Genomic DNA, 25651 nt, shown 5'->3' with positions numbered 1-25651 from the left:
GGACGAGATCCTCGCGGCGCTCTCCGGCCGGGCGCCGAAGGAGAGGGCCGTCCGCCAGGCCCCCGTACAGAAGTCCGCCCCGCCGGAGCCACCGGTCCAGGAGCCCCCGGCCCACGGCCTCACGGACCAGGACGTGCTTGCCCGGCCGGACGACGAGGACGGGCAGGGCACCCGGGAGGCGTTCCGCGACGAGGACCTGTCGCTGCCCACGGTCGGGACGGACAAGCACGAGGCCGGGCACGTCCGGCTCAAGGACGTGCAGCACCAGGAGATCCGGGACGTCCGCACCGGCCGGAAGATCGGCCGCGCGTTCCTGAGCCCGCAGGCGCTGGCGGCGGGCGGCTCCCCGCACACCCGGATCGACCTGTCCAAGACCAAGTTCGCCCACTACGAGCTGAGCGAGGACGGCACGAGCGGACATGTGCCCGCGGACGGTCTCTCCCCGGTGGTCTGGGACCCGGCGAGCCCGCTCTACGTGGGCCTCTTCCACGGCGGCGCCGGCCGCGTCACCCTGATGACCGGCCCGGACACCACGCATGCCCTCCGCGGCGAGGACGCCGGGCAGGGGGTGAAGCGCCGGGGCAGCGTCATCGAGCTCCGGCAGCGGCACGGGTCGCGCGCCCAGTTGCTGCTGCTCTCCTGCAACGCGGCGACCGTCGGACCCTCGGGCCGCCTCGCGGCCCAGGAGATGGCGGACACGACGGGCATGGTGACCATCGCGCCCACCACCCGCGTCACCGTGCTGCCCGGCGAGGAGTACTGCTTCGCCCTCGCCTACGAAAAGGGCGGCGAGCGGGGCGAGTTCCGCGTCTTCACCCCGCAGCGGACGGACCTCCGGCAGTCCGGCGCCGGCCCGTCCGGCACCCCGCGGACCCCGGTTCCGTACTCCCCGCTCGTGGCCACCGGAGCCGCGAGTGCCCACCCGGAATTCGGCGGCGACCACGAGGCGTTCGCCGCGCTGTCCGGCCTGCTGGCCGGGGTGGAGAGCGCCCCGAAGACCTGGCACGACGTCCTCGCCCACTGGTCGGACCTCCAGCTGCTGCTGGCCGCCCAACTGAGCCACCCGGGCCTCGCGGAGCACGCCGGCAGCGGCGCGGCGGGCACCGCGGACATCCACTCGGCGCCCGGCCACGACGCCCTGCGCCGCAGCCGCGACCTCGCGGTGTGGGCCCGCGGCCGGCTCGACGCGCTCGATGCGCAGCTCGCCGCCGTCCCGGAGAACCTCCTGCCCCCGCACGCCTCGGCACCGTCCGCCCTGCGCGCGCAGCTCGCCGGACTGCAGCGCCTGATCGACGAGCAGATCCCCGCCTGGAACGCGCTGCTGGCCGAGCCCGAGGACCGCACCACGGCGCACCTGCTGGAGGACGGGGACGGGGAACCGTCCCCGACGGGACCGTCCGCACAGGAGCCGCACCAGGAGCCGACCGAGGAGCCGCACCAGGAGCCGACCGACGAGCCCCCCTCGTACAAGACGGTTCTCGCGCGGGAGGAGACCGAGCCCGCCACGTCCGGAGGGCGGCCGCTGCACCCGACGACACCGCCGGAGCTGCCGGCGTACGGGCCGTCGCGTGCCTACTCCGAGGAGGAGATCCACCGGTCGGCCCGGGCCGTCGGGCTGCGCCGGGAACGCTTCCGGGAGCTGACCGCGTATTCCTGGTTCCAGCCGGAGCTGCTGGTCCCGCTCGCCCGTGCGCTGGGCGTGCGGAGCATGGCGCACCTGGTGAAGCTGAGCGAAACCCTCGGCCGAATCCCGGCGGACCTCCCGCAGCTCGCCCGAGCGCTGGGGATGCCCGTCGTCAAGGACCTGTACCGCATCGCCCGTGACACCGGCATCGACCCCCGGCACCTGGCGCAGCTCTTCCCGCACTCGCTGCGCGACGTGAACTCCGAGAACCTGCTCCGCACACCGGAGCAGTTCATCGCCGGGGTCGAGCAGCACATGCGGCGCTACGGCGCGTCCGTCCGGGGCAACGGGGCGTCCGACGCCGCATGGCTGATCGCGCTCGCCGCCCGCGAGTCGCTGCCGTGGCCCGACAGCGACCCCGCGATCCGCAGCAGCGACAGCCGTATCCAGCACGGGACGATGCGCTCCTTCCTGCGGTACGTCGCCGCCACGGACGATCTCCCGTCCGCGCGCCTCGCGGCACATCTGCGGACGATGCACCCCAGCCGTCTCGACGAACTCCTCGTCGACTACCGCAACAGGGCCCTGCGGGCCCCGCTGCCCGGGTACGGCACCCACTCCGTCATCCCCCGGCCCCGGGCGCTGACCGCATGGGAGATCCAGGACTGGGCCGCCCGCCGGGAGATGACGCCCCGCGAGGTCCGGCGGCTGCTGGAGGACGACTGGGCCGACGTGGAGCGGCTCGACGGGCTCGCCACCGAGCTGGGCGTCCGCGACATCCGCCGTCTGATCGCCCTCGGCCGCAGCATCGGACGGCTCCCGTCCGACATCCCCGAACTGGCCCGGAGCCTTGGCATGTCCGACGCCAAGGACCTCTACCGCGCCGCGCGCGACCTCGAAGCGGACCCGCGCGATCTCGTGCACCTCTTCCCGGAACGGCTGCGTACGCTGGGCGGCGGCTCCGCCGCACCGTCCCGCTTCGGCCCGGCCCGGGCCCACCACGGCTTCGTCGACACGCTCCGCCGCGACTTCGCGGCCCTCGGCGCACCCTCCCCCGAGCAGCGGCGGGCACTGCTCCGCGTGGCCCGGACGGAACAGCTCAGCTGGACGCCGGTCCCGCCCGGTTCCGAGCCGGCCTCCGGTTCGGTGCAGAGCTTCGCCGACCACCTCATGCTCACGGGCGCGATGCGGCACTTCCACCGGGACGTACCCGCCGCACAGCAGGTGCTGCTCGACAGCTGGCGCGCACTCGGCGGCGACGACCGGTACCAGCCCTTCTTCCTCAGCGACGGCGCCTTTGAGCCGGGCCTGCCCGGCGAGGCCACACCGCCCGGGGGCGGGCGACGCCTGGCCACGGTCCCGGAGGCGGACGAGGAGCACTGGCAGCTCGCCGACGAACTCGGCGTACCGCTCCAGGTCGCCGACCTGATCGCCGAATGGAACGGCCTGCCGGACACGGTGGACAGCCGCGACCTGCTGCGCCTGGCCCATGAGTACCGGCTCACCGTCGACGGCACGACGCAGGTGCTCCGGCTCGTGACGGAACACGGCCGGCTGCCGCGGGAGCCCGAGATGCTGCCGGCCCGCCTCGGTCTGACGCCCGAGCAGCTCCAAAGGACGCTGCAGCGGCTGCGCATCACCCCCGAGACGCTGCTGCCCGTCTCCGGTCTGCTCTCCTGGGCCGGTGACCTGCGGCCCGACGAGCGGGGCGTGATCCCCGCGATCACGCTGGCCAACCGCCTGGCGATGACCGGTTTCCAGCCCCGGGACCTCGTGTGGTTCCAGGGACTGCGGGATCTGTCCCTGTCCGGCCTCGCCTCGTTCCGCCGGCACCTGGAGACCGCCGGGACCTCCGTCACCGCCCTGCGCGGCCTGAGCCCCGAGGCGGGCCAGGAGCACGTCGCGGCGTGGCGGCAGGCCGAGGCCGCCGAGGCCGCGGAGGTCGAGGAGGCCCACGCGGCACTGGTCGCACAGACCACCGAGGCCCTGCGGGCCGGGGAACTGCCCCCGGCCGACGCCGACCCCCGGACGGTGTGGCGGCACGAGCGGCGGGTGCTGCTGGCGCGGACCGTGCTGGCCCACGGCGGGCCGGTCGCCCCCCAGCTGGCCGACACCGCGGCGCACCTCGCGGAGGCACTCGGCATCGACGTCGTGGACCTCGTGCAGCTGTTCCGCCCGGACCTGGAGCGGGTCAACCACCAGCGGCGGGAATCGGGGACGGCCGGGGGCTGGCTGCCGACGCAGGCGGTGCTCGACGCTTTCACCACCACGCTGCGCGGCGCGGGGCTGCACGGACCCGCCGACCGCGCCGGGTTCCTCCACTTCATCAGCAGCCACCAGGGACTGTTCACCCACGGCTCCGAAACCCCGGCACCGCACCCGACCGGCCGGACCTCCGACGACGCGCCATGGCATCCGGGCACGACCGCGTACCGCACCGCGGAGATCTTCCTCCGCTCCTTCCGGCCCACCGACCCCCGGATCGTGAGCGACAGCACCTCGTTGCCCGGGCAGTTCTCACTCGCGACGCTGCGGGACTCCTCCTGGTCCCGCATCGCGGAGTCGGTCTTCGCGGGCCTCCACGAGCGCCCCGCACTGCGCGGCTCGCCCCGGGCCGTGGCCGACCTCGCCAACCACCTCTTCCTGGCGGCACGCGACGGCATCCCCGCGCCGGACTGGACGACCGCGCTGTGGCGCCCGCCGTACCGCGTGGAGCTCATCCGCCGCTGGTTCCTCGACCAGCCGCTCGCCCACCTGGTCCGGCAGTGGGCCGCGGCGTACCAGGGCCCGGACACCCCGCCGCCGCCCTACCCGCCGTCCGCACCGCACGACTCCGGCCTGCGGCCCCCGGCGCTCCACGACGACGTGCCGTCACCGGCGTACCCGGGGCCGTCCGGGACCGGCCCGGCCGGCGACGCGGACCCGCCCGCCCCGGTCGACGGCCTGGAGCGTCCCGACCCGTCCGTGCACTGGTCGCTGTGGCCCGGATGGGGCGAACCGGAGCGGGCGGGCGGGTACGAGCCGGTGATCCGGTCCGCCTTCCTGGAGCGGTTCGCCCTGCCCGATGAGCAGCGCGTCCACCACCTCCTGGAGCAGGCCCTCGCGGCGGCCGGGGCCCACTCGGCGGGCGATCGAGCCTGGCTCTACCACTTCCTGGCCGACCCCGCCGTGGCCGGTCCCGGCCACGGGGCGGAGCAGTGGAACGGCCGGTGGTACGCGCCGTCCCAGACGCTCACGGCCCTGGTCTGGGCCACCTCCCCGCGACGCGGCGGCAACCGGTGGCCCCGCAGCGGCACCGCGACGCTGCGGCAGGCCGGGGACTTCGAGGCGGCCCTCCACAGCTTCGACGACCTGCTGTCGGAGTACGGACGCGGGGGCGCGCTCTTCCAGCAGAACCACCCGGTACAGGCGACCCCCACCGGAATCGTCCACGGGCTCCGGCAGGTCATCGCCTACGCGGAGCAGGTCGCGGAGTTGGTGGCGCACCCGTACTTCATGCAGAGCTTCCAGCTCTGGGGAGCCGGTGTCGACGACCATCTCCGGGACGCGATGCTCCTGGGCGGCGCCGTGGACGCGCGTACCCGGGCCGCGTTCTACCGTCTCGCCGAGGCCGTCGGCTCGCTGGACGAGGACCGGCTGTCGGCGATCTCCCGCCGGCAGGGCCGGATCCTCCCCGGCGATGTGCTGACGCTGCTCCGCTGGGGTGCCCGGGCCGAGCCCGACACCCTCACCGGCGGCAACAGCCTGGCCAATCTGGCGGACATGGCCACGGAGACGGCCGCGGAGTTCCTGCACATGATGGCGCAGGAGCACGAGCTGACGACGGGCGAGCCGATCCGCATCCCGCTGACGCCGGACACCGAGGGCGGACCGCCGCAGCAGCAGCCGGACGAGCAGGACGTGACGCAGGGCCTCGTCCGGTGGCTCCAGGAGCAGCTGGGCCTGACGCCGCAGACCCACGCCGAGCTGGGGCGGAGCGGCGTACAGGTCCCGGAGGTCGTGGAGTACCTCCGCCGCCTCGACAACGGGGCGGGCAGCCACCACGCCGGTATCCACGAGCTGCGGATCCTGCTGGAATTCGTCGGCGGGGGGATGAACATCCCGCACCAGGAGCTGCTCCACCTCGCCACGGTGCTGCAGATCCCGCCGACGGCCGCCGTCGGACTGCTGCGGGTGGCCCTCAACTTCGGTATCCGGCAGCAGGACCACACGCTGATGCGGCCGCTCCGCGACGCCGCTCTGGAGGCACGCCGCGACGGCGTGGACGTCTACGACTGGCTCTGGCACGAGGTCCTGCCGCTGTTCGCGGAGCACGGGGTGAACACCGAGGCGCTGCTGGCGGAGGCCGGACAGCGGCCCGAGCAGGAACAGCAGCAGGCCTACGAGCAGATCCAGCAGCTCCTGCGGGTCATGGACACGGCGGGCGCGCACCTCGCCGAAATGCCGGAGCTGGGCCGTTACCTGGCCGAAGCGGCGGGCGGCACACTCGCGGACACCGGATACGACGCGCTCGCCGCCCCCCTGCGCCCTCAGGTCTGGAACCGGATCCCCGACGATCTGGCGTCCGCCTGGCGCACCGCGCAGCTGGGCATCGACCGGTCGCGGTACGACGCGCTGCAACAGCAGTACGGGCAGACGTGGTTCGACGTCCACCAGCTGCTGGCGGTGGCGCACGGCCCCGGGGGGATCCCTTCGGCCGCCCCGCTGTCCCCGGCCGGGGTGCTGGCGCTGGCCGAGCAGATCCACGGGGTGCCGCGGCAGCTGCGGCGGATCGCCGGACAGCTGCGGCAGGACCCGGCCGATCTGCTGCGCGACCTCACCGGTTCCGCGGGCGCGTCCCAGCGGCGCGAACTGGCGAACGGGCTGCTGGACAGGTACCGGACCGAGGGCCGTGACGAGCTGGACGACGCCGCACGGGACCGGATCGCCCGCGTCCTGCTGACCGAGGGGTCGATGCCCGCGGTCCGTGCGGCCACCCGGCTCGTCCGGCACGCCCGCGAGGTGGCATCGGCCGCCACGGAGCCCGTACCGCCCACTGCCCCCGCCCCGCTCACCCCGCAGCCGGCCCCGGCCCCCCACGCCGCGGAAGTGCCGTCCCACAACGACGGCGACGGCGGCCACGTGCCGGACGCCGGGGCGGCCACCCGGACGGCCCTGCAGATCACGGAGTTGGCGAGCCTGTTGCGGGTGGCGGAGGGCCGGGAGCGCTCGGAGACGCTGTCCTTCTTCGACCACGAGTCCCCGGTCCGGGAGCGCTCGGAGGCGCTGTCCTTCTTCGACCACGACTCCGTCATCGCCCTGCTGGGCGCCCGGGGCGCGGCCCGTACCGCCTCGACGCTCATCGCCCATCTGAAGGACCACGGCCTGGACTCCCTGCGGGACTTGACCTGGTTCCGAGACCTTGCGGAGTGGGGGAGCGGGCTGCCGCACGAGCTGTTCCGCCGCTACCTGGAGTCCGCGCGGACCGTCCGGCCCCTCACCCGGGGCTCGCGGCCGACCGAAGGCGGCCGGTTCGCCCACCTGCTGAACGGTTGGCGTCAGGGCCTGAACGGGCACTCCACGCTGCCGGTCGGCATCGACGGCGCCCAGGTGCTGGACCGCGCCCTGCGCGGCACGCCGGACGAGAACCGCATCAGCACGCTGGTCCGCCGCGTCATCGACAACGCGCACCTGCCGAAGGCACAGCTCTTCCTCGTCCTCGACACGGGCGCGCGCCCCGCCGACCTCACCGGCCTCACCCATGCCCTCGGCGTCAGTCACGAGGCGCTCGCGGTGCTCACCGACGAGCTGACCTGGCTGGGCGGCGCCGCACCGCACGAGCGCGTCGAACTCGGCGCGTACCGGTTGCGCACCCGGCTCGCCCTGCTGGACCTGCGCCCCGCCGATCTCGACTGGTTCACCGCCGCCGGCCGCCCGCTGACCCTGGCCGACCTGCTGGACTTCCGGAGCCATGTGGCGGGCGCCGGGACGTCGCCGGACGCCCTGCGGCGGATGACGAGGGAAGAGATCGCATCGATCGTGACGGATTGGCTGGCCAACCGCCCCGGACCGGACACGGTCCGCGACGCGTTCGACCGCCACTTCATCCCCGACGAGACGATGCGCTCCACCGTGAACGCGGCCGCCCGCGCCCTCGGCGCGGACCCGCTGGACCTGCACCACCTCTTCGCCCAGGAGGTGCAGCAGCTGCACTCCGCCACCCGTGGGGACAGCCTGCACGGCACCGCCGGCTGGACGCCGCCGGACTGGTGGGTCACCCTCATGAACAGCCAGTTCGACCGCCTCGGGCTGCGCGGTCCGGCCGACCATGTGGCACTGTCCCGCCTGGTGGCGCACAGCCCGTCGATGACCGGCCGCGAAAGGGGCGACACGGGCACCGCGGCGGGGCAGAACCTCCTCGGCACCGTCCGCTACCTGCGGATCAGCACGTTCCTGGAGGGGCTGCACAGGTCGTTCCCCGAGCTGCTGCACCGCGGCCCGTCCACCGTCGAGTACACCGACGCGATCCACCGCGCCCTGCGGCCCCGCCGGGAGCTGCGCGCCGACGCCACCGCCCTCGCCGCCCTGGACGCCTGGCTACGGGCCCCGGAGCGCCGGGCCGATATGACGCCGGAGGGCGCGCACGAGGCGACCCGCGCATGGCTGGCGACACAGCCGCCGCCGGAAGAGCCCGCCCCGCAGCCGGCCGGCTCCGCCCCGCCGGGCGCCCCGTCCACGGCGCTCCGGCCCGACGAGCAGCCGCCGTCCTACGTTCCCGTGGGCGACGGGGACGAGGCGCCCCTGTACCCGGACGAGAATCACGTCCGGGCGGCCTGGGAGCGTCACGCCGCCCTGCTGCGCGGCTTCACGGCCGAGGAGATCGCCCGCCTCGACGACCTCCAACGGCGCCTGGGCGTACGGCGGATGGCGAACCTGGTCCGCCTCGCACAGACCACCGGTGAGGTGCCGCCCTTCCACGCGCTGGCGATGTATGCCGACTGGCTGGACGTCACCGCCCGGGACCTCTACCGCGTACTCAAGCGGTGCCCGGTCCGGCTGGACGTCCTCCCGCTGCTCGACCACGCGGAGCTGCGGAAGGTCTTCCGGCCGCTCAACAACGGGCAGGTCTGGCACGGCCGGCAGGTCCACAAGGCCGCTGCCGCACTGACCCGCATGGTCGCCGCCCAGGCACACCAACGCCACCTGCACTGGTCCCTGCAGCCGGGTCAGGTGTCCGACCCGGTCGCGGCGGCCGAGCACTTCCGGCAGACGTTCGGGCTGCGGGAGCGCGACCACGTCGAGCTGGTCCTCGGGGACGCGGCCGACGTCCTGAACGTGGCGCCGCGGCACCGCGCCTGGCTCTACCGGCTCCTTGCCGACCCGGCGCTCGTCGGCCCCGGCGACCTGTCCGGCCGTGCCTGGGACGGCACCTGGCGGGCCCCGTCGCAGATCCTGCGGCTCCTGGAGTTCTCCCAGGAATGGCTGCGCAACGGCCTGCCCTACGGCCTGACCGTGGAGCAGCTCCGGGCGTCCGAGAGCTTCGCGGCCGTCCTGGAGGCGCTGGACGACGGCGCCGGCCAGGTGGAACGGTACGAACGCCGCGCCATCCAGAAACTGGCACCGGTCCCGGCCGGGAGCACCGCAGCGTTCCGGGCGCTGGTCACCTGGGTCACCGAGCGGGTGCACCAGCCCCGGTCGGTGTACCTCGCCCAGCTGCCGCACCGGGCGGCGGACGCACGCGTCGAGGCGCTGCTCCAGGAGACCCAGCGGCGCGCCGCCGCCGAGGCGCAGCTCCAGGCCCTCCGGGACCTGGGCTTCACGCCCGAGGCCATCGAGGCCTACGCCCGGGAGATCGAAGCGGCCGACGAGCACGCCTGGGTGGCCGACTTCGTCCGCGCACACGGCCGTCTCCCCGATCAGGAGCTCGACGATCTGGTCCGGGCGCTGCACGTCCCCCGGTCCCTGGCACCGGTCCTGTACGACCTCGCCCAGCTCCTCGGCCTCGGCGCCGACGAGTACCACCTGCTGCGCGGCCTGCGCACCTCCCTGCTGGACCACCTGTCCGACGGCGGGGCACCCCGGACCTGGCCGGAGCACACCCTCGCAACGCAGTGGACGGCCCTGGGCGTCGAAACGGACGCCGTCCACCGCGGCCACGACGGCGAACTCCGGCACCTGCGCGAGCTGCTGACGGCGCTCGGCACCCACCACATCCGCCTCGGCGACCTGCCCTCCCTGGGCGACTACCTGGCACGCTTCTCCGGGATCGGGGCGCAGAACAACATCAGCAACTACGACACCGCGACCCACGCCGCACGCCGGGGTCTGTGGGAGTACTTCTCGAACGCGGTCGACATGGCCACCCAAGCGGTCCACGAATGGCGCGAGTCCCGGCTGACGGACGAGAATCCCGAGTGGTACGACGCCGACGCCCTGCAACAGCTCGCCGATGACCTGGGGGTGACGGAGACCGGTCCGTTGCTGGCCCTCGCCGAAGAGCTGCAGATGGTCCCGCAGGGCCTGGTGGACATGGTCCGGGAGACCCCGGACGGCCCGGTGCTGCGGGACCCGGCGGAACTGATCGATGCGCTGCTGGACGAAGACGTCGCCGCGGCCCGCATGCGGCTGGCGTCCGGTCATCTTCGCTGGCCGATGGTGATCGGCCGCGACACCGAGGCGAAGCTGCGCCGTGCCGCGACCGACCAGGCACTCCAAGAGGTCGCGGACGCGCTGTTCCGGCACGGCCGAGCGGCCGCCGAGGAAGCCGCCCGCCGCGCCTCCGACCGGGAACGGGCCGCCTCCGTGCTCCGCCTGCCGCAGGACCAGCAGGCGGGCGCCGTCTCCTGGATCGGCACCGAGGCGCAGCGCGGGAGCCGGGTGGCGGGCGGTGCGCCCCGGGGCCTCGGGCGCAGGAGCCAGTGGCGGGTCCACCCGTATGCGGCCTCCGGTTCGCAGAGCCGGGGTTCCTCGTCCGGCTCCGGTGGCGTGGCCGGCGCCTTCCCGGTGTCGGCCGCCCAGCCGGACCCCGCGGACGCATACCTGGAGCAGAACCTCGCGGATTTTGCCGGGGGAGCGGATTTCCGGGAGAAGAGGGGCGCGAAGTACGTCGAGGGACTGATCGCCGCGCTGCGCGACAGCTCCGGGCCGGACGCGGTGTTGGCGGATCCGCTGCGGGTCTGGATCAAGCGGTGCCGCAACAAGGACGAACGTGCCCGGCGCGCCGGCGTCTTCGACGCGTGGTGGCAGGAGGCCCAGCGCAACGGGCAGAGCACGGTGAACCCGTCGCCCGCCTTTGTGCAGGAGTACATCGAGCTCCGGTGCGTGCCCGAACTGACCGACCGGGGCCTGCGCCACCTGAGGATCCTCCGCGCCTTCTACCGCTCACTGGAGCGCGAGTGGCCCCAGGGCCGCCCGTTCGAGGCTGTCGGCACCCTGCGCCTTTCGTCGTCCGGGGGACCGGCAGGGCGGGGCCGGCGGAACGCCGCGCCGCAGGAGCATCCCCCGCGGCCCTCCTCCTTCCGCGGGCCGGGCGGCCTGGACCTGGTCGGTGAGGGGGCCGCCGCGGTGACGCGGGGGCAGCACCCCAGGGCAACCGACGCGCTCCAAGGGGGCCAGGAAACCGATGAGCCCATGGAGCCGCTCGACACCGTGATGGCGGAGCCGGACGAGTCGCCTGCCCCGCCCCGGACGGGCGGCAGGTCGGCGATGAGCCTCGCGTCGCTCATGAACGAGGCGCCCGTGACGGACGAGGTGCCCACGGCGGACGAGCCGTCCTCGCCGCAGGCTCGGACGGCGAGTTCGGCCATGAACCTCGCGTCCCTCATGAACGAGGTGCCCACGACGGACGACGTTCCGACGGACCGGGCGGAGCGGAGCACGACCGGGACGACGGAAGGAGGCCAGGACACCGGGCCGGTTACCGGCCACTGGTCCAGCTCCGGCGGCGGCCTCACGATGCACGGCTTCACGGCCCCGGCGTCCCGCCCCTCGGCGCAGCCGACCGGTCCGTCGGGGTGGCCGTCCCGCCCGTCGGCGCGACAGAAGCTACCGGGGTGCCCGGACAACTGGCCGGTGCAGGTCTTCCGGATGGTCCTCGCCCATCCCAACCCGGCCGTCGCCAGGTCGATCACCGGATACATGGAGCACCCGGGCTACAACGAGAAGGACCGGCGCGCCATGGGATCCGGGGTCCGGGTCTGGCTCGACTACCTGGGGAGCAACGAGGCACACCGGCGGGAACAGCCGATCCTCGCCCCGGAGGACGACGACCGGTTCGCGGAGTTCGCCACGTTCTACCGGGAGGGCAAGCCGTCCCGGTATCCGGTTGCCGGCGGTCAGGTGAACCAGCGGATCAACTTCGCCCAGGATTTCTACGCCTACCTGAGCGCCACCGGGCAGTTGGAGATGCTGCGGTCGGGGCCGCTCGGCTGCGCCCCGCCGAACGCCCGGGTGCCGCAGGGCGCGGTGCTGCCGGACCTTTCCACCCCGCAGCCCCCCGCCACGGAAGCCCTGGCCCCGCCGACCCCCGTGGAACCGCTCGGCGCCGTGCGGGACGAGTCGCCGGTCACTCCCGTGGCGGAGCGCGCCCCGTCCGAGGCGGACGAGGTCCAGGAAGACCCCGGGACCCCGGAGGCGATGGTTCACGAGCAGCCGCAGCCCTTGAGCCCCGGCGGTGACGACGGGAGGGACGGGCTCGACACGTACGACGGATTCGACGCGCACGAGCAGCCCGGTACGCATACGGAGTCCGACACGTACGACGGGTTCGACACATACGACGGGTTCGACGCGCACGAGGAGTCCGAACGCCACGAGGAGTCCGACGCGTCCATGGCGTCGGATGACGGGTCCGAGATGTCCGTCATCTCGATCAGTTCCGACGGGACCGGTGCGCCGGAGGAGGCGTCCGGGAACTCCGGTTCCGTTCCGTTCGCCACGGATGAGCTGTGGCACGGTGACGAGCCGCATCAGGCCGAAGTGCGGGAGCCCGGTACCGGCGGGCCGGTGGACGACCTGCCGGAGGTGCTGCGAAGGCACCGGGACGACTGGCCGCAGAGCGTCCGCACGATGATCACCACGCACCCCAACCCGGCCGTTGCCAGGTCGATCGCCGGGTTCATGCAGCACGCCTCGGGACATTCCAAGTCCGTTCGGGGCCTGATGGGCGCCGCGGTCCGGGCCTGGCTCGACTACCTGGGCAGCAGTGAGGCACACCGGCAGGAACAGCCGATCCTCGCCCCGGAGCGCGACGGCGGGTTCGTGTGGTACGCGAGGCACTACCGGCAGGACAGGATCACCAACTATCCCGTTTCCGGCAACCAGGTGACCCAGCGGATCAAGCACGCACAGGGTTACCACGACTACCTGCGCGCCTTGGGGCAGTTGGAGGTGCTGCGGTCGGGGCCGCTCGGCTGGCCCTCCGAGCCCGCGGGGACTCAGGGGCCCGAGGCGCCGTCCGCCACGGAGCGCCGGCCCCGTCCCCAGGGGAGTCCGGCGCCGCCCCCTGTGACGGTCTCCCCCAGGCCCGTGGTGAGCCTCCGCCTCACCGGCACCGAGAGCGACGCGCAGATCCTGCAGGTCGTGCAGGCCGCCCGCCGGCTGACCCTCCCCGGCCGGATCCCGCGGGGGTGGTCGCGTGAGATGTACGACATGGTGGACACACGGCGGATGAGCGACCCGGATCTGGCCGCGGCGCTCACGGTCTGGTTCGGCCGGGTGGCCATGATCGGTCTCTCGTCGGAGCTCACCCGCGGCGTCCGTTACTGGCTGACACACCTGGGACAGGTGCCGCGGAGGATGTCGGGGGTGACCCCGCCCCAGGACGACGCGGCCTTCCGCGCCGGCGTCCATCAGCAGCCGTTGCCGGCGTCGGAAGCGACCTCCCGCCCCAACGCGTACCACCAGCAGATGTTCCGTGAGCGGCAGAGGGTCCGGGCCGCCCAGTACTTCTACGAGTATCTGCGGGACAACCCCGGGCTGCTCGACCCGCTCGGTACGGGCCTGCGCGAGCCCTCCGTCACACCGGCTGCGGAGTTCACCGAGCCGGCCCCGCCGAGCCCCCTCATGCCGGAGGACGACGGTCTTGATGCGGGCGGGCATCCGACGGACGACGAGAGCGCCACGGAGGACTCGCCGGCCGAGGAGCACGACACCGACGAGGCGGAGTCCTTCCTCGCCTGGGCCGAGCAGCACGAGGGCCCGGTCACCCGCGCTCAGCTCGACGAGGGCTGGCGCCACCTCGCGGACGCCGACGACGAGGTGCATCTCACCGATGCCGATCCCGGTCTCCGCGACCGGCTGCTCGCACAGATGCGGCGGCTGGACACGCCGGGCACGGCGCCGGATCCGGTGCCGCACACCTCATCCCAGTTGCCGCGGGAGCGCGACGGGCGGGACGCCTGGACCAAGTGGTTCAGCTATCTGGGCAGCTTCCTCAACGCGCCCGGCACCGCGTATCTACCGTTCCGGATCAAGAATCTGACGCGGACGAACCTCAGGGACGTCCGGATCTCCGTGGGCGAGCAGTTCCGGCGGGACCTGTGGCGGGACCTGACGGCCTCGCACTTCCTGGTGAGCATGCGCGCCGAATACAGCAGGGCGATCGATGGCGCGCTGGCCCGGCTTCGCGCCGACGACACCCGGCCGGTGCCCACCGCCGGTATACGGAGTACACCGCGTCGGGGCTCGCCCGCCGCGGTGGCACCGGAGGAGTGGATCGGAGAGGCGGCACAACTCCTGGTGCAGCTGGACCGGGAGAACGAGACCGAGCTCGCCGCGGCGGTCCGCAGCTGGCTGGGCGGGGAGGCGCTGACCGCCAGGGAGCGGGGCATGCGCGCCCGCGCCCTCCAGGCATGGCGCCACTACCTTCGTGGCCGCAACCCCGATGAGGGGCCGCTGAACACGAACCGCCGGCCGATGCTGGACGGGCAGTTCGGCGCCTACCTCGCGGCGCACCAGAACACGACGGGTGCCGGGGCGAAGCGCGTGTGCCTGGCCCGGCGCGGATGGGTCACCCTCTTCTACGGACATCTGTCCCAACACCCGGAACTGCTCCCCGGGCGACCGGGCGAGGACACCGCCACCGCGTGGACGAACGACGTGGAAGCGGTGCTGCAGGTGCTGCGTGCCGTGGCAGGGGACGGCGGCGTATCGGCCGAAATGCGGTCGGCGTGGTCGGAGTGGACCGACCGTGCGCTGGCCTACCGCCAGGAGCTGGACGGGGCGGGACCCCACCGGGTGCCCGACGACCGGGCGGCCGAACTGCGCGATCAGCTGGACGCGGCACTGGCGCCCTGGTCGGCGGAGCGGGACGCCGTATCCGGTTCCCCGGACCAGGAGGCGGACGGCACCGGTCCGGGTGACGCCGGGTTCCTCCACGACTTCGACCTCGGGCTCGATCTGTTCCTCTTCACGCACCCGGAGCACGGCCCCGTAACCGGAGGGCTCCCGGCGCCCGACCCGGAGTTCGACGCCCTCCTGGGACTGTACGACGGCCAGGAACCGGCCCTGCCCATGGATGTGGACGCGCACCTGGATCAGGTCCTGAGCCTGACTCCGGAACCGGAACCCGAGGCCACCGGACCTGCCGGAGCGCCCGCGTCCATCTTCCAGACCCTCGACCTCTCCGGCTGGCCTCCCAGCGTCCGGGCACTCCTCCTCGACATGGAGGTGGAACACGGCAGGGGCGCCGACGAGGTTCACCGGACCGCGGCCTTCCTCGGCGACATCGTGAATTGGTACACCCAGGGGCAGAACGCGTTGGGGTTGCGGTCGTGGTGGCGTCACCTCGCCGGAGGCGATCTGTTCGCACCGCCGCGGGAGACGGTCACGGAGTACGTGGCGCAGATCCGCTCCGAGCTGCGGCAGGGAACGGGAAGGCGGCACGAGCTGGAGCGGGCGCTGTTCGGCCCCCGCAGGTTCTACGCCTATCTCCGGCAGCACGGCTTCATCGAGACGGACCCCTTCCGGAACGCCCCGGGGCCCCGCCTGTTCGGGTTGCCCCGGGCGATCCGGGAGGTCCTGGAGCTGATGGAGGGCGACGCGCAGGAGCGGGACGCCGTACGGCGCTGGGCCCGGGGGAAGGGCCTCCCGGAGGTCAGGCATGTCCTGCTGTGGCATCGGTACCTGCGGGAGAACGGCCGGTCGTTGCTGACGGAGCCGGTCGCCGCGGTCGGGACCGGCGGCTTCATCCGGTTCCTGCAGCGCTCGAAGTTCCTGTCCCCGACGCTGAGCACCCGGGCGGCACGTGCCACGGTCGTGCGGTTCATGGCCTCCCTGGGCACCGGGTCCACCTCGCACACGGAAGGGGCGCCGGAGCGCCGCGGCGGCACCGAAGCGGTGCAGGACGAGGCAGGAACCCTCGGGCCGGCGCACCGGCATCCCCGGGAACGGGCGCTTCTGGAGGACCTCAAGGACGCCTTCGGCCCGGCGAGCACCGCCGTCCGGGAAGCCCAGTCATGGCTGGAGCGCGAGGAGAGCGCCATCGTGCGCAGCGCCAAGGCGACCTTCCTGACCCGCTGGTGGGGTTACCTGGAAACGCTCGGCGCCGACCTGCTGAACGACGGTCCCCGGCTGCTCGGCACCGAGGAGTCCCGGACCGCGCTCGGGGACCTGCGGCACGTGTCCGGCTTCTACCGGCACCTGGCCTTCCGGGGAGTGGTGGCCGCAACGGACCTCCCCGCCTCCGACGTCACCGCCCCGGGCCGGAACCTGGCGGACCTCGATCCCCTGACCGGGGAATCCGAGGACCTGCCTCCGGTGCCGCAGACCTGCCCCGAGGGCTGGCCCGAGGACATGTTCGCGTTCCTCGGTGAGCTGGCAGGAACCGATCAGCGGCTGGCCGGGGCACTGACTTTCTGGATGCGGCAGGACTTCACCGTCGAGCAACGGCAGTTCCTCATCGAAGGGATGCGGACCTGGACGGACTTCCTCACGACCGTCGGCACCCATCCGCTGGACGGCCACCGCTCGCCGGCCGTCGACACGGGGTACACCACGTTCCTGGCCACCCTCCGGGAAGACGGGACGGGCCGGCCGCTCTCGCCGGCCCGGCAGCAACTGCTCCGCAGCGGCGCGGAGGCGTTCTACGGTTTCGCCGCCCACCACCCGTGGCTCCTGCGCCCGCCCGCCGGCTCCACCGCCCCGCTCAGCCCGCCGGTCGCCCCCACGCAGCACGGCGAGGCCTCCGAATCCGGTACCCGGCCCCGGAGCGAGGCGCCCGAGGACGACTACTGGAACCAGCTGTTCAACGACCCGGAGCTGCTGGAAGCGATGGGGGACGGCGCTGGGGCGGACCCGCTCGACCTGGAAGCTTTCGATCTCGACCTGCCGCAGACGGAGACGACACGGCTTCTGCGGTCCACCTCGGAGCCGCAGTTCCCGCCGTCGGAGCAGGGGGGCGGGGCCTGGCTGCCCGACCCGGACCAGAGCTTTCTGGACTTCCTCAACAGCGACTCCTTCGACGCCCCTCCGCTGGATCTGTCGCAGAACACCGGATCCGGCTTCCCGGACTTCCTGACCGCCCTGGAGGACATGCCCTACCTCAACCCGAACCCCATGACCCTGCAGGAGCTGCTCGACGGCAACCCGATGGGCGAGCCGGGCAACAACGCGGCCGGCGGGACGGAGAAGCCGGCGGGCGGCGCGGCCGAGCCGGCGGGGACGGTCGCCGAGGCGGGCCCGCCGCCGGCCGTGCAGCCCACCGTCCCCGGCCCGGTGCCCTTCCCGCTGCTGAAGGAGCTGGACCCGCGCCCCGGAGACGGGACCGGGCTTGAGCGCGCCCGGGCCCGGAACGCCCTGCGCCGGCTCCGTACCCACCTGGGGACCTGGGAGCAGTCGCAGCAGCCGGAGGCCGACCGGTCCTGGCATCCGCTGCTGACCGGGGCGCAGGCCTCCTTCGCGCAGCGCAGGAAGGATCTGGAGGCGTTCCTCGACGGGCACTCCGGGCTGATCGACGGCTGGGGCGGCCCGCGGCACGACGACGCCGTCGCCCGCTTCCTGACCGATCAGGTCGAGCCGTGGACGCTCGATGAGCCCCCGCGCCCCCCGGTGCTGCGGGAACTGCGCCGCGCCGGGGCCGACCCGGCCCAGATGCTCGGCCACTTCGGGACGGACGACCCGGCGCTGGCCAAGGCCGTCGAGGACACCCTCGCCCGCGACCGGCAGGGGACCGGAACGGACCGGATCGCCCGCGCCCGGCAGTTCCTGCGGCTGGCCTGGTCGAGGGAGCCGGCGGCCGGACAGGTCCTGCCCGTGGACGCGCTGCTCACCGCGGTGCTGCTGGACGGGCTCGGGCTGAGCGTCGGGACGAACTACTTCACGCAGCCGCCCGAACAGCTCTTTCCCGAGCAGCACCGGCTGTTCGGCAGCGACCGGGCCGTCCGCGCGGCCCTGGAAGCCGACGGCGCCCGCGCCACGTTCCAGGCGTACTTCGACGGCAGGACCGACGCGGCGGGCGTCTTCGCGCACGTCCTGGATGCCCTGGCGCGGCTCGACGGCTGGGACGGCAGCTTCCCCGCCCGGCTGCCCGACTCCCTGGCGGGGAAGGTCCGCGCTCTCTTCCACGAACTCCACCAGTTCTTCCAGGCGTACGCCTCCGTGCCGTACGCACACGGCGAGCTGACCCCGCAACCGCCGCAGCACACGAGCGGCCCGGTCTTCGCCTACCAGGACAGCCACGAGGGCCGTCCGCACGTCCCCGGCACGCGCGCGCTGATTCCCGAGGGCGGTGTCTTCCGCTACGACGGCGTCCACCAGCGGCGCTACGAGGAGCTGGCGCGGCTGTTCGCGACGGACGAGGCGGTCCGCGAGGCCTACCGCAGGCTCAAGGGGCAGGAGATCGAGGAGCAGCTCTGGCGGGACGGCTGGCTGCTCGCCGATGACCCGGTGGGCCGTATCGCCGGCGGGCAGCCCGCCACCGAGGGCGACTACCGGAGCGTCGTCGGGACGTGGGGCGAGCGGATCCCGGAGCGCGCCCTGAAGGTACCGGACGAGCTGCTGCGGAAGGCCGCCGACAACGGCGTGCAGCTCGCCTACGCCCGTATCGCCCTGAGCACCGTCATGGACTTCGCCGACGGCAAGCCCTCCTCCTTCTGGACGGACTTCGGCCTCCGCGAACCGTCCGCCATGGCCGCCGCCTCCGCCGCCGCGACCGGTATGCAGGTGCTGCCCACGTACGGCGAGCCCGTCAGGTGGCTGCTGTCCGGGGAGCAGGTGCCGTACGAGGTGGGGGAGGAGCTGGAGCTGGACTTCCGCACGGCCGGTCCGGTCACCGGGCAGGGTCAGGCCACCGGTTCCGGCGCCGCCGCGGCACAGGCGCCGTCCACCGGCAATGTGGAGGTCGTCTTCCAGGGCTTCGAAACCGACGACACGAGCGCGCTGTTCCCCGGTAAGGACGGGGCGCCGGTGCTGTTCCGGCCCCGGACACGCGGTGTCGTCGTCGCCGCGGAGCGGGCCCCGGACCTCGACCGGTACGTGGTACGGGCACCGGGCGGCGCCCCGGCGCTCCGCCCCGGCTACCGGCTCACGGTGGTCCCGCTCGGCGCCCCGCTCGGCGAGCCCCTCCAGGTGCGGGGATCGATGCAGCTCTGGTCGTGGCTGACCTCGCTCGGCCCCCTCCCGTTCCAGGGCTTCGAGCTGCGGCGCCACCAGCTCGGCGACGGCACCCGGCTCAGCCGTCTGACCACCCGGATCCACCTCGCCCCCGACACGGAGGCCACACCGGGGCACACGAAGGTCACCCCGGAGCAAGTGGCGGCGAAGCGGCAGCAGGCCAAGGAGGCCATGAAGCGGTACCACAACGTCGGCCACCGATTCCCCAACGGCGATCTGGTCCACTTCGTCATGGAGTTCGTCGCGGCCAAGGCCCTCCGCCACCATCTCGTGAAGCTCTCCCCGGGCAACGGCCGGCCCCACATGAACCACTGGTTCGTCGACACCGAGACGATCGTGATCGCACACGAGGGCGGCCACAACTTCGGTGGCGCGGACTGGTACCGCGAGGGCGCGTCCCGTCCCGTCGACGAGGACGGCTCGCTGATGTCGTCGCACTACACCGACATGTGGGGCCGGGTGGTGGGATCCGACCTGTCCTACGTGGCCGGCGAGCACACCCCCAACCTGCGCTGGCTGGCCCACGACCTGACGATGCTCGGCGCCTCCGCCGAGCGGGCGCGGCGCAAGGCCGGAAAGGCGTCCGAGGAGAACGCCCCCACGGGCGGGACGAACCCCCCGGCGCGGAAGCCGGAGGACGCCGAGGACAAGGGGAAGGCGCCGGCGAAGCGGACGCATCCCTCGCCGGACAGGCCGAAGCCCGGGCGGGACGGCTGGCGGCTCTCAGCGGAAGAGGTGCGGGCCACCACGAGCGAGGTCCCGAAACCACTGCCGTCCGCCGCCGAGGGGGCCATGATCTCCGTGCCCCTGGACGTACGCCGGCGGGTGCTGTGGGGCGACGCCGCCACGAACCGGCCCGGCCGGATGGCGCCGCGCAACCACTCCTCCGTCCGTGAACGCCCGAAGACCGTCGGCACGTTGCTGGCCAACCACACCTACCTGGCGACGTTCCCCAGCCGCCCGACCACCGGCCGCGACGGCCTCATCCACGGCGACACGGCCGGGAACCTCGCAGGGCCTGCGACCGGGCCGGACGAGCCGGTGATGATGTTCCCGGACACCATGACCGAGGACGAGGTCGTCTACGCGGTCCGCCAGGCGTTCCTCGACTGGCGGGCGCGGCCCGGCAACCGTGAAGCGCTCACCGGCCGGACCCCGTTCGACGGCGTCTACCAGGGCCTCCGCATCCGTGGCGTCATCGACGGCACCGGCCAGATCCTCGACTTCGCGCCCCACGAGGACCAGACCCACCCCGATACGGGCAGGCCGCTGCAGGCACCGCTCTTCCGCGACCGGCTGCCCGGCCCGGCCCCCCACGGCCTGCCGCGCATCACCCAATCCCTGGAACAGTTCCTCGTCACCGGCGACCGCGCCAAGGGAGTGGGCGGCCATCTGCTCTTCGACCACGGCGTCCAGCTGGGCCGCGGCACCCGGTACACACTCCTGACGGAGCGGAATTCCAACGGCACCCTCTTCGCCGAGGTGAAGCTCCTCAAGGCGCCGATCTCCCTGAGGAGTGACGACGCCGGCGACGAGGCGAACTGGCCGTTCGTGTCCGACGGGCTTTCCGGCCGTCACCTGCTGTTCCCGGAGGACTGGAACGCGGCCGCCTTGTGGGTGTACGTGCAGAACGCCCACAGCACGGCCCTGACATCCGGCCGGTTCCTCTGGCCGGTCGGGGAGACCTCCTGGCTCGGCGCCGGCTACCTGTGGGCCGCCGAGGCCGGAGGCGTCCGTATCCAGGGCTACACCCTCCAGGGCAAGCACATCTGGGTGCGGCCCGCCTTGTACCAGCCGCAGGCGAGCCGGGCGTCCGCGGCGAACCGGATCCACGCCAAGTCGCTGCCGGAGTCCCACGTGCTGCCGGTCGGCAGGAATGGGCAGGAGATCGCCTTCTCCCTCGCGCACGTCGTGCTGGAGGGCGAGGACCTCGCCCTTCACCTCGACGTGGAGGTGCCGATGCCGCCCAACCTGTCCCCGGACCAGGAACGCGCGGTGGCCGCGCGGCTCGCGGCCGTCCGGGAGGCGATCGACCGGATGTACAACACGCTGCCGCGGACCGACGGGCAGCCGCTGGCCCGCTTCGGCATCGAGAAGGTCCAGGGATCCGAGGCCTGGCCCCTCGAAGACGTCGAGTTCTTCATGTCCCTGTGGGAGGAACAGACGCCGGAGGAGGCCGCGGAGGACCTGCTGCACTTCGCACCGACCGGCGAGAACGCCGCGGCCGTGCTGCGCGCTGCCCGCGAGGCGTCGCCGATGCCGGGCCTGGACCCGGCCAACTGGACGCAGGGGTCGGACCTGGCCGCGGTCGTCGGGGCGCTCAGCCACCGTCGCCCGGAGGATCTGCTGTCGGACGTGACGGCGGCCGCGCTGCTCAAGGCGTACCGGGCCCACGAGCTGGCGCCGTTCGCCACCCGTGAGGGAACCGTCGAGGAACTGCTCGCCCAGGTCCGCACCGTGTTCACCCCGCTCGCCTGGGCCAAGGACGTGACGGCCCTCCTGCCCGGCGGGTTCACCGCCGCCGACGCCCGCCTCCTCGCCTTCCGAACGGCACGACGCAACCTGGACCACGACGTCTTCGAGGCATTCCCGGTGAGCCGGATTCCGGGCAGCGACCTGCGGATGACGGTCAGGACGGACCGGAGCGGGAAGGTCCTCGACTTCTGGATCGACGAGCCCCACCCCGCCGCCCCGCCCGCACCGGATCCCGTCCCCCATGAGGACGACGACAGCGGCAGCGACATCCTGGAGAGCCACATCCGGGACCGCGACGACACGGAGCCGGAGAGCGACGACGCGTCGGGCGCCGGAGACGACGAACAGGCCGATGACGGCGCGGACACCCCGCCCCCGCCGCACACGGCGCGGAGCGGCGACGACATCTTCGACGTGCTGAGCGGCGGCCGGACGACGGAGGAGGCCGACGGCACAGCGCAGGAGGGCGGCACAACGGAACAGGAGATCACCGCCACCGACCAGCAGGTCACCACCACGGACGGCCCGGGCATCTCCGCCCCGCGCGCGGGCAGCGCCTCCCCCCGCTTCACCGCCCAGCTGGAACAACTGCTCCTGCACGGCAACCGGGCCCGCGGCCTCGCCGGGCGCTTCCTCCAGGACGTGGACGAGCAGCGCGGCCACGGCATCGTCTACACCCCGCGCACGAAGCTGCTGCGGGGCGCCGGCCAGGTGCCGAACGAGGGGGACTGGCTGCACACGGACAACGGCGTGCGCATGGCCAAGGTCCGGCTGCTGGCCGAGGACGGCACCGAACACAGCCCGGTCGGCGGGCAGTGGAAGGAGATCTTCCCGGCGGGCTGGACCTCCGGCACCCTGCGGGACGCCGTGGCCGACGCCCACGAAAACGCCCTGGAATCCGGCGGGTTCACCCTGCACGGCAGCGGCTACCTGTGGACCGGCACCGGTAACGGCGTCCGTATCGAGGGGTACGTCCGCGACGGCGCGCACCAGTGGGTCCGCCCGGCCCGCCACCTCCAGCCGCAGTTCGGGCCGGAGGCCAAGGACGCGGTCATCGCCCGCACCGCCCCGGCGGTGGTGGAACTGCCGGTGGCGGGCGGCCCGGTCCGCCTCACCGTCCGGCACGCGCTGCGGGCCGACGGCGCGAGCGTGGTGCAGCTCTCCGTCGCCCTGCCCCGCCCGGTACCGGGCAGCGGTATCGGCGACGCCGGGTACGACACCGCCCTGACCCGGCTCCGGGAACACCTGGACACGGTGCACAACGCGCTCCAGGGCACGACGCTGCCGGTCACCTTCACGGTGACCGCCGCGGAGCCCGGCGCCCACCCGGCCGACGACGCCCTGCCGGCCCTCCTGACCGGCGACGACGCGGACCTCGCCCGCGCGGCGCGACGGCTGTTCGGCACCGCACCGACCGCCGCCGGAGTGAACACCCTCCTCGCCGGGGTGCGGCGGCTCGTCCCCGTCCCCGACGACGTGGCCGCCTGGCAGCCGCGGTCCGAAGACGCGGCGCGACACCTCGCCCCGGCGCTGCGGACCCGGGCCGCGGCCCAGGTCACCGCGCTGCCCGCCGACGCCGAGGTCCGCGCACTGTCCGACGGCCCGGCCACGGCGCCGCACGGCTCCGGTGCCGCGCGGCTGGCCGGTCAGCTCCGCGACCGGTTCGCCCCGCGGGCCTGGGGGCGGCAGTACGATCAGCGGCTCCTGCCCGGCGGCTGGGGCACCGACCGGCTGCGCGTCGCCGCGTACCTGACGGCCCGCAACAGCCGGACCGCACCGCCGGCCGGCGCGGCGTCGTACGTCGTCGCCGCGGGGCCCGAGGTGCCGTTCGCGCTGAACGTCACGGTCGACACCCGCACCGGGAACGTCCTCGACTACGCGCTGCCCGATGTCCCGCCGGGCGGCGCCGTCCAGGGACCGCCGCCGGGCACCACCCCGGGCGGCGCCGGCACGCAGCCGCCGGCCTCCGGCGGCGGGACGAGCGTGACGGACCTTCTGCGCGACGCGGCCCGCCGCGCGGCGGCCGGACCCCCGGGCCCGCACGGCACTCCGCCCCCGGCCGCCGGCGGGAAGGGCGTGTCCGAACTGCTGCGGGACGCGGCCCGCCGCGCCGCGTCCGGCCCGGAGGTCCTGCACAGCGCGCGGAGCGGGGCGCCCGGGGCGCCGAAGCCGCGGCGGGGCGGCCTCGGGGGCGGGCCGGCCACCGGCACGCTGCTCTCCCCGGGCCAGGAGCGGAACCGGCAGATCATCCGGCGGCACCTGGCCGACGCACGGTCCCTCGCCTCCGTGCTCGCCGGGCTGGAGCGGACGGCCACGGTCGGCTCGCCGCCGCCCCGGCGCGCCGTGGCCGGGCTGGACGCCGGCCAGGCGGCGGTCGTCCAACGTCTTGCGACCGTCCGCGCGGTGGCCCGCACCGTCGCCCTGCTGATGGAGAATCCGGTACCGCCCCGGGACCTGCTGAACCTCCTCGGCGCGGCCGAGGGGCCCCGTACCGCTCCCGACCCGGACTTCGAGCGTCAATTCCGGGCGTACACCGGTGTCACCCCCGTCGACGCGGTGCGGCGCGTGGTGGCGCAGAACCGGCTGGGCCCACAGTGGTGGCAGCCGCTCATGGCGGTGCTCGGCCACCCCGCAGAGCCCGTCGACGACCCGCTCGGCTCCGTGGTGGTGGACCCGTACCAGCTGCCGCAGCAGCTGCCCCAGGTGATGGCGTTCACCGCCGAACTCGGCCGGCACCTGTCCTTCCCGAGGTACGACACCGGCACCGCCCTGCACCTGCTCGACGGGCTCCACCGCGATCTGCGCAAGCTGTGGGCCGTCCAGGACGCCTGGACGGCGGTGCACCACACCGACCTGGAGGACGAGCTGCGGGCCCTCGCGCCCGAGGAGGGGGAGAAGATCTCCTACGTCCTGGGCCTGAGCACCATGGACACGGCGCCGATGGAGCTGGTGCACAGCTGGTTCGACGACCTGTCCCGGATGCAGTACGAGGACCCCCAGCTGGGCGCACTGCCGCTGCCGCACGGCCACCCGGAGGACGGCTGCTATCTGCGGGCGCACCACATCGCCCTGAAACTCCAGCAGTGGAACGCGCCCGTCCGCAAGATCACCGTGGCCCGGACCTCGCCCCGGCTTCACGTCGAGAGCCCGAACGCCGCCGGCGCCGACGCCACCCGCCCCGGGCGCATCACCTGGGGCTACCACATCGCCTGCGCGGTCCCCGCGCGCCGGATCGACGGCAGCGTCGTCCTCATGGTCCTCGACCCCGCCCTCGGCATCGGCGCGGTCACCGGCGACGAATGGCTCGCCGCGATCGGCGTCACCCAGGACGAGGGGCTGCGGCTGATCGGCTCGCTGGAGGAGGTCCACACCGCGCTCATCGCCACCTGTCTGGAGAATCCGGGCGGCTGGCAGGAGACGGGCGGGGGCGGACTGCTGCCCGTCGACGCGATCACCGTCGTCACCGACCCCTGGGCGCAGTACTTCCCCCACCCGAACCTGCCGCAGTGCCGCTCGCTGCGCGAGGCGGACGCCATCCAGCGCAACTTCAGCGAAACCCTGCGCGCGCACAGCCTGGAGGCGATGGAACGGGACATGGTCCGCGAACTGCGGCAGGAGCTGACGGCCCGGGAGAACGGCGGTGGCACCGGCGGCACGGAGTGGGCCACGATCACCTACGACACGCTGAGCGCCACGGGCACCCTGGAGCGCCACCCGGAGCTGGAACGCCGGCTGCGCGCACAGCTGCCGGCCGGCCACCCGGCCGCGTCCGGGACGCCAACCACGGCCGGGGACAACCCCGTTGGGGGCGCGGGCCTGGATATGATCCTCCAGGGCGCGAACTTCCTCGCCACCCCGGTCCTCGGTTCCCGCTCACCCGCCGACTTCCAGGCGCTGGTGAACTGGGACGGGCTCTCCGACACCGCCGTGGATCAGGCCCCCGGCCCCGGAGCCGGACAGTGA

At 73.8% G+C, this 25651-nt stretch carries 1 protein-coding gene (cut by a window edge); it reads left to right on the top strand.

Annotation, left to right across the window (positions count from 1 at the left end; translation table 11 throughout):
- On the top strand, nt 1–25651 hold the 3' portion of the coding sequence (locus tag ABT345_RS10035; RefSeq protein ID WP_345088169.1) for a protein-glutamine glutaminase family protein. It extends 14714 nt beyond the left edge of the window; 25651 of the gene's 40365 nt are visible here — the last part of the coding sequence; its start codon lies beyond the left edge, outside the window; the stop codon is at nt 25649–25651.

Source organism: Streptomyces sp. NPDC000404 (assembly GCF_040300365.1).
Classification (GTDB): Bacteria; Actinomycetota; Actinomycetes; order Streptomycetales; family Streptomycetaceae; genus Streptomyces; species Streptomyces ramulosus.
This window is presented reverse-complemented; position numbering and strand designations above follow the sequence as displayed.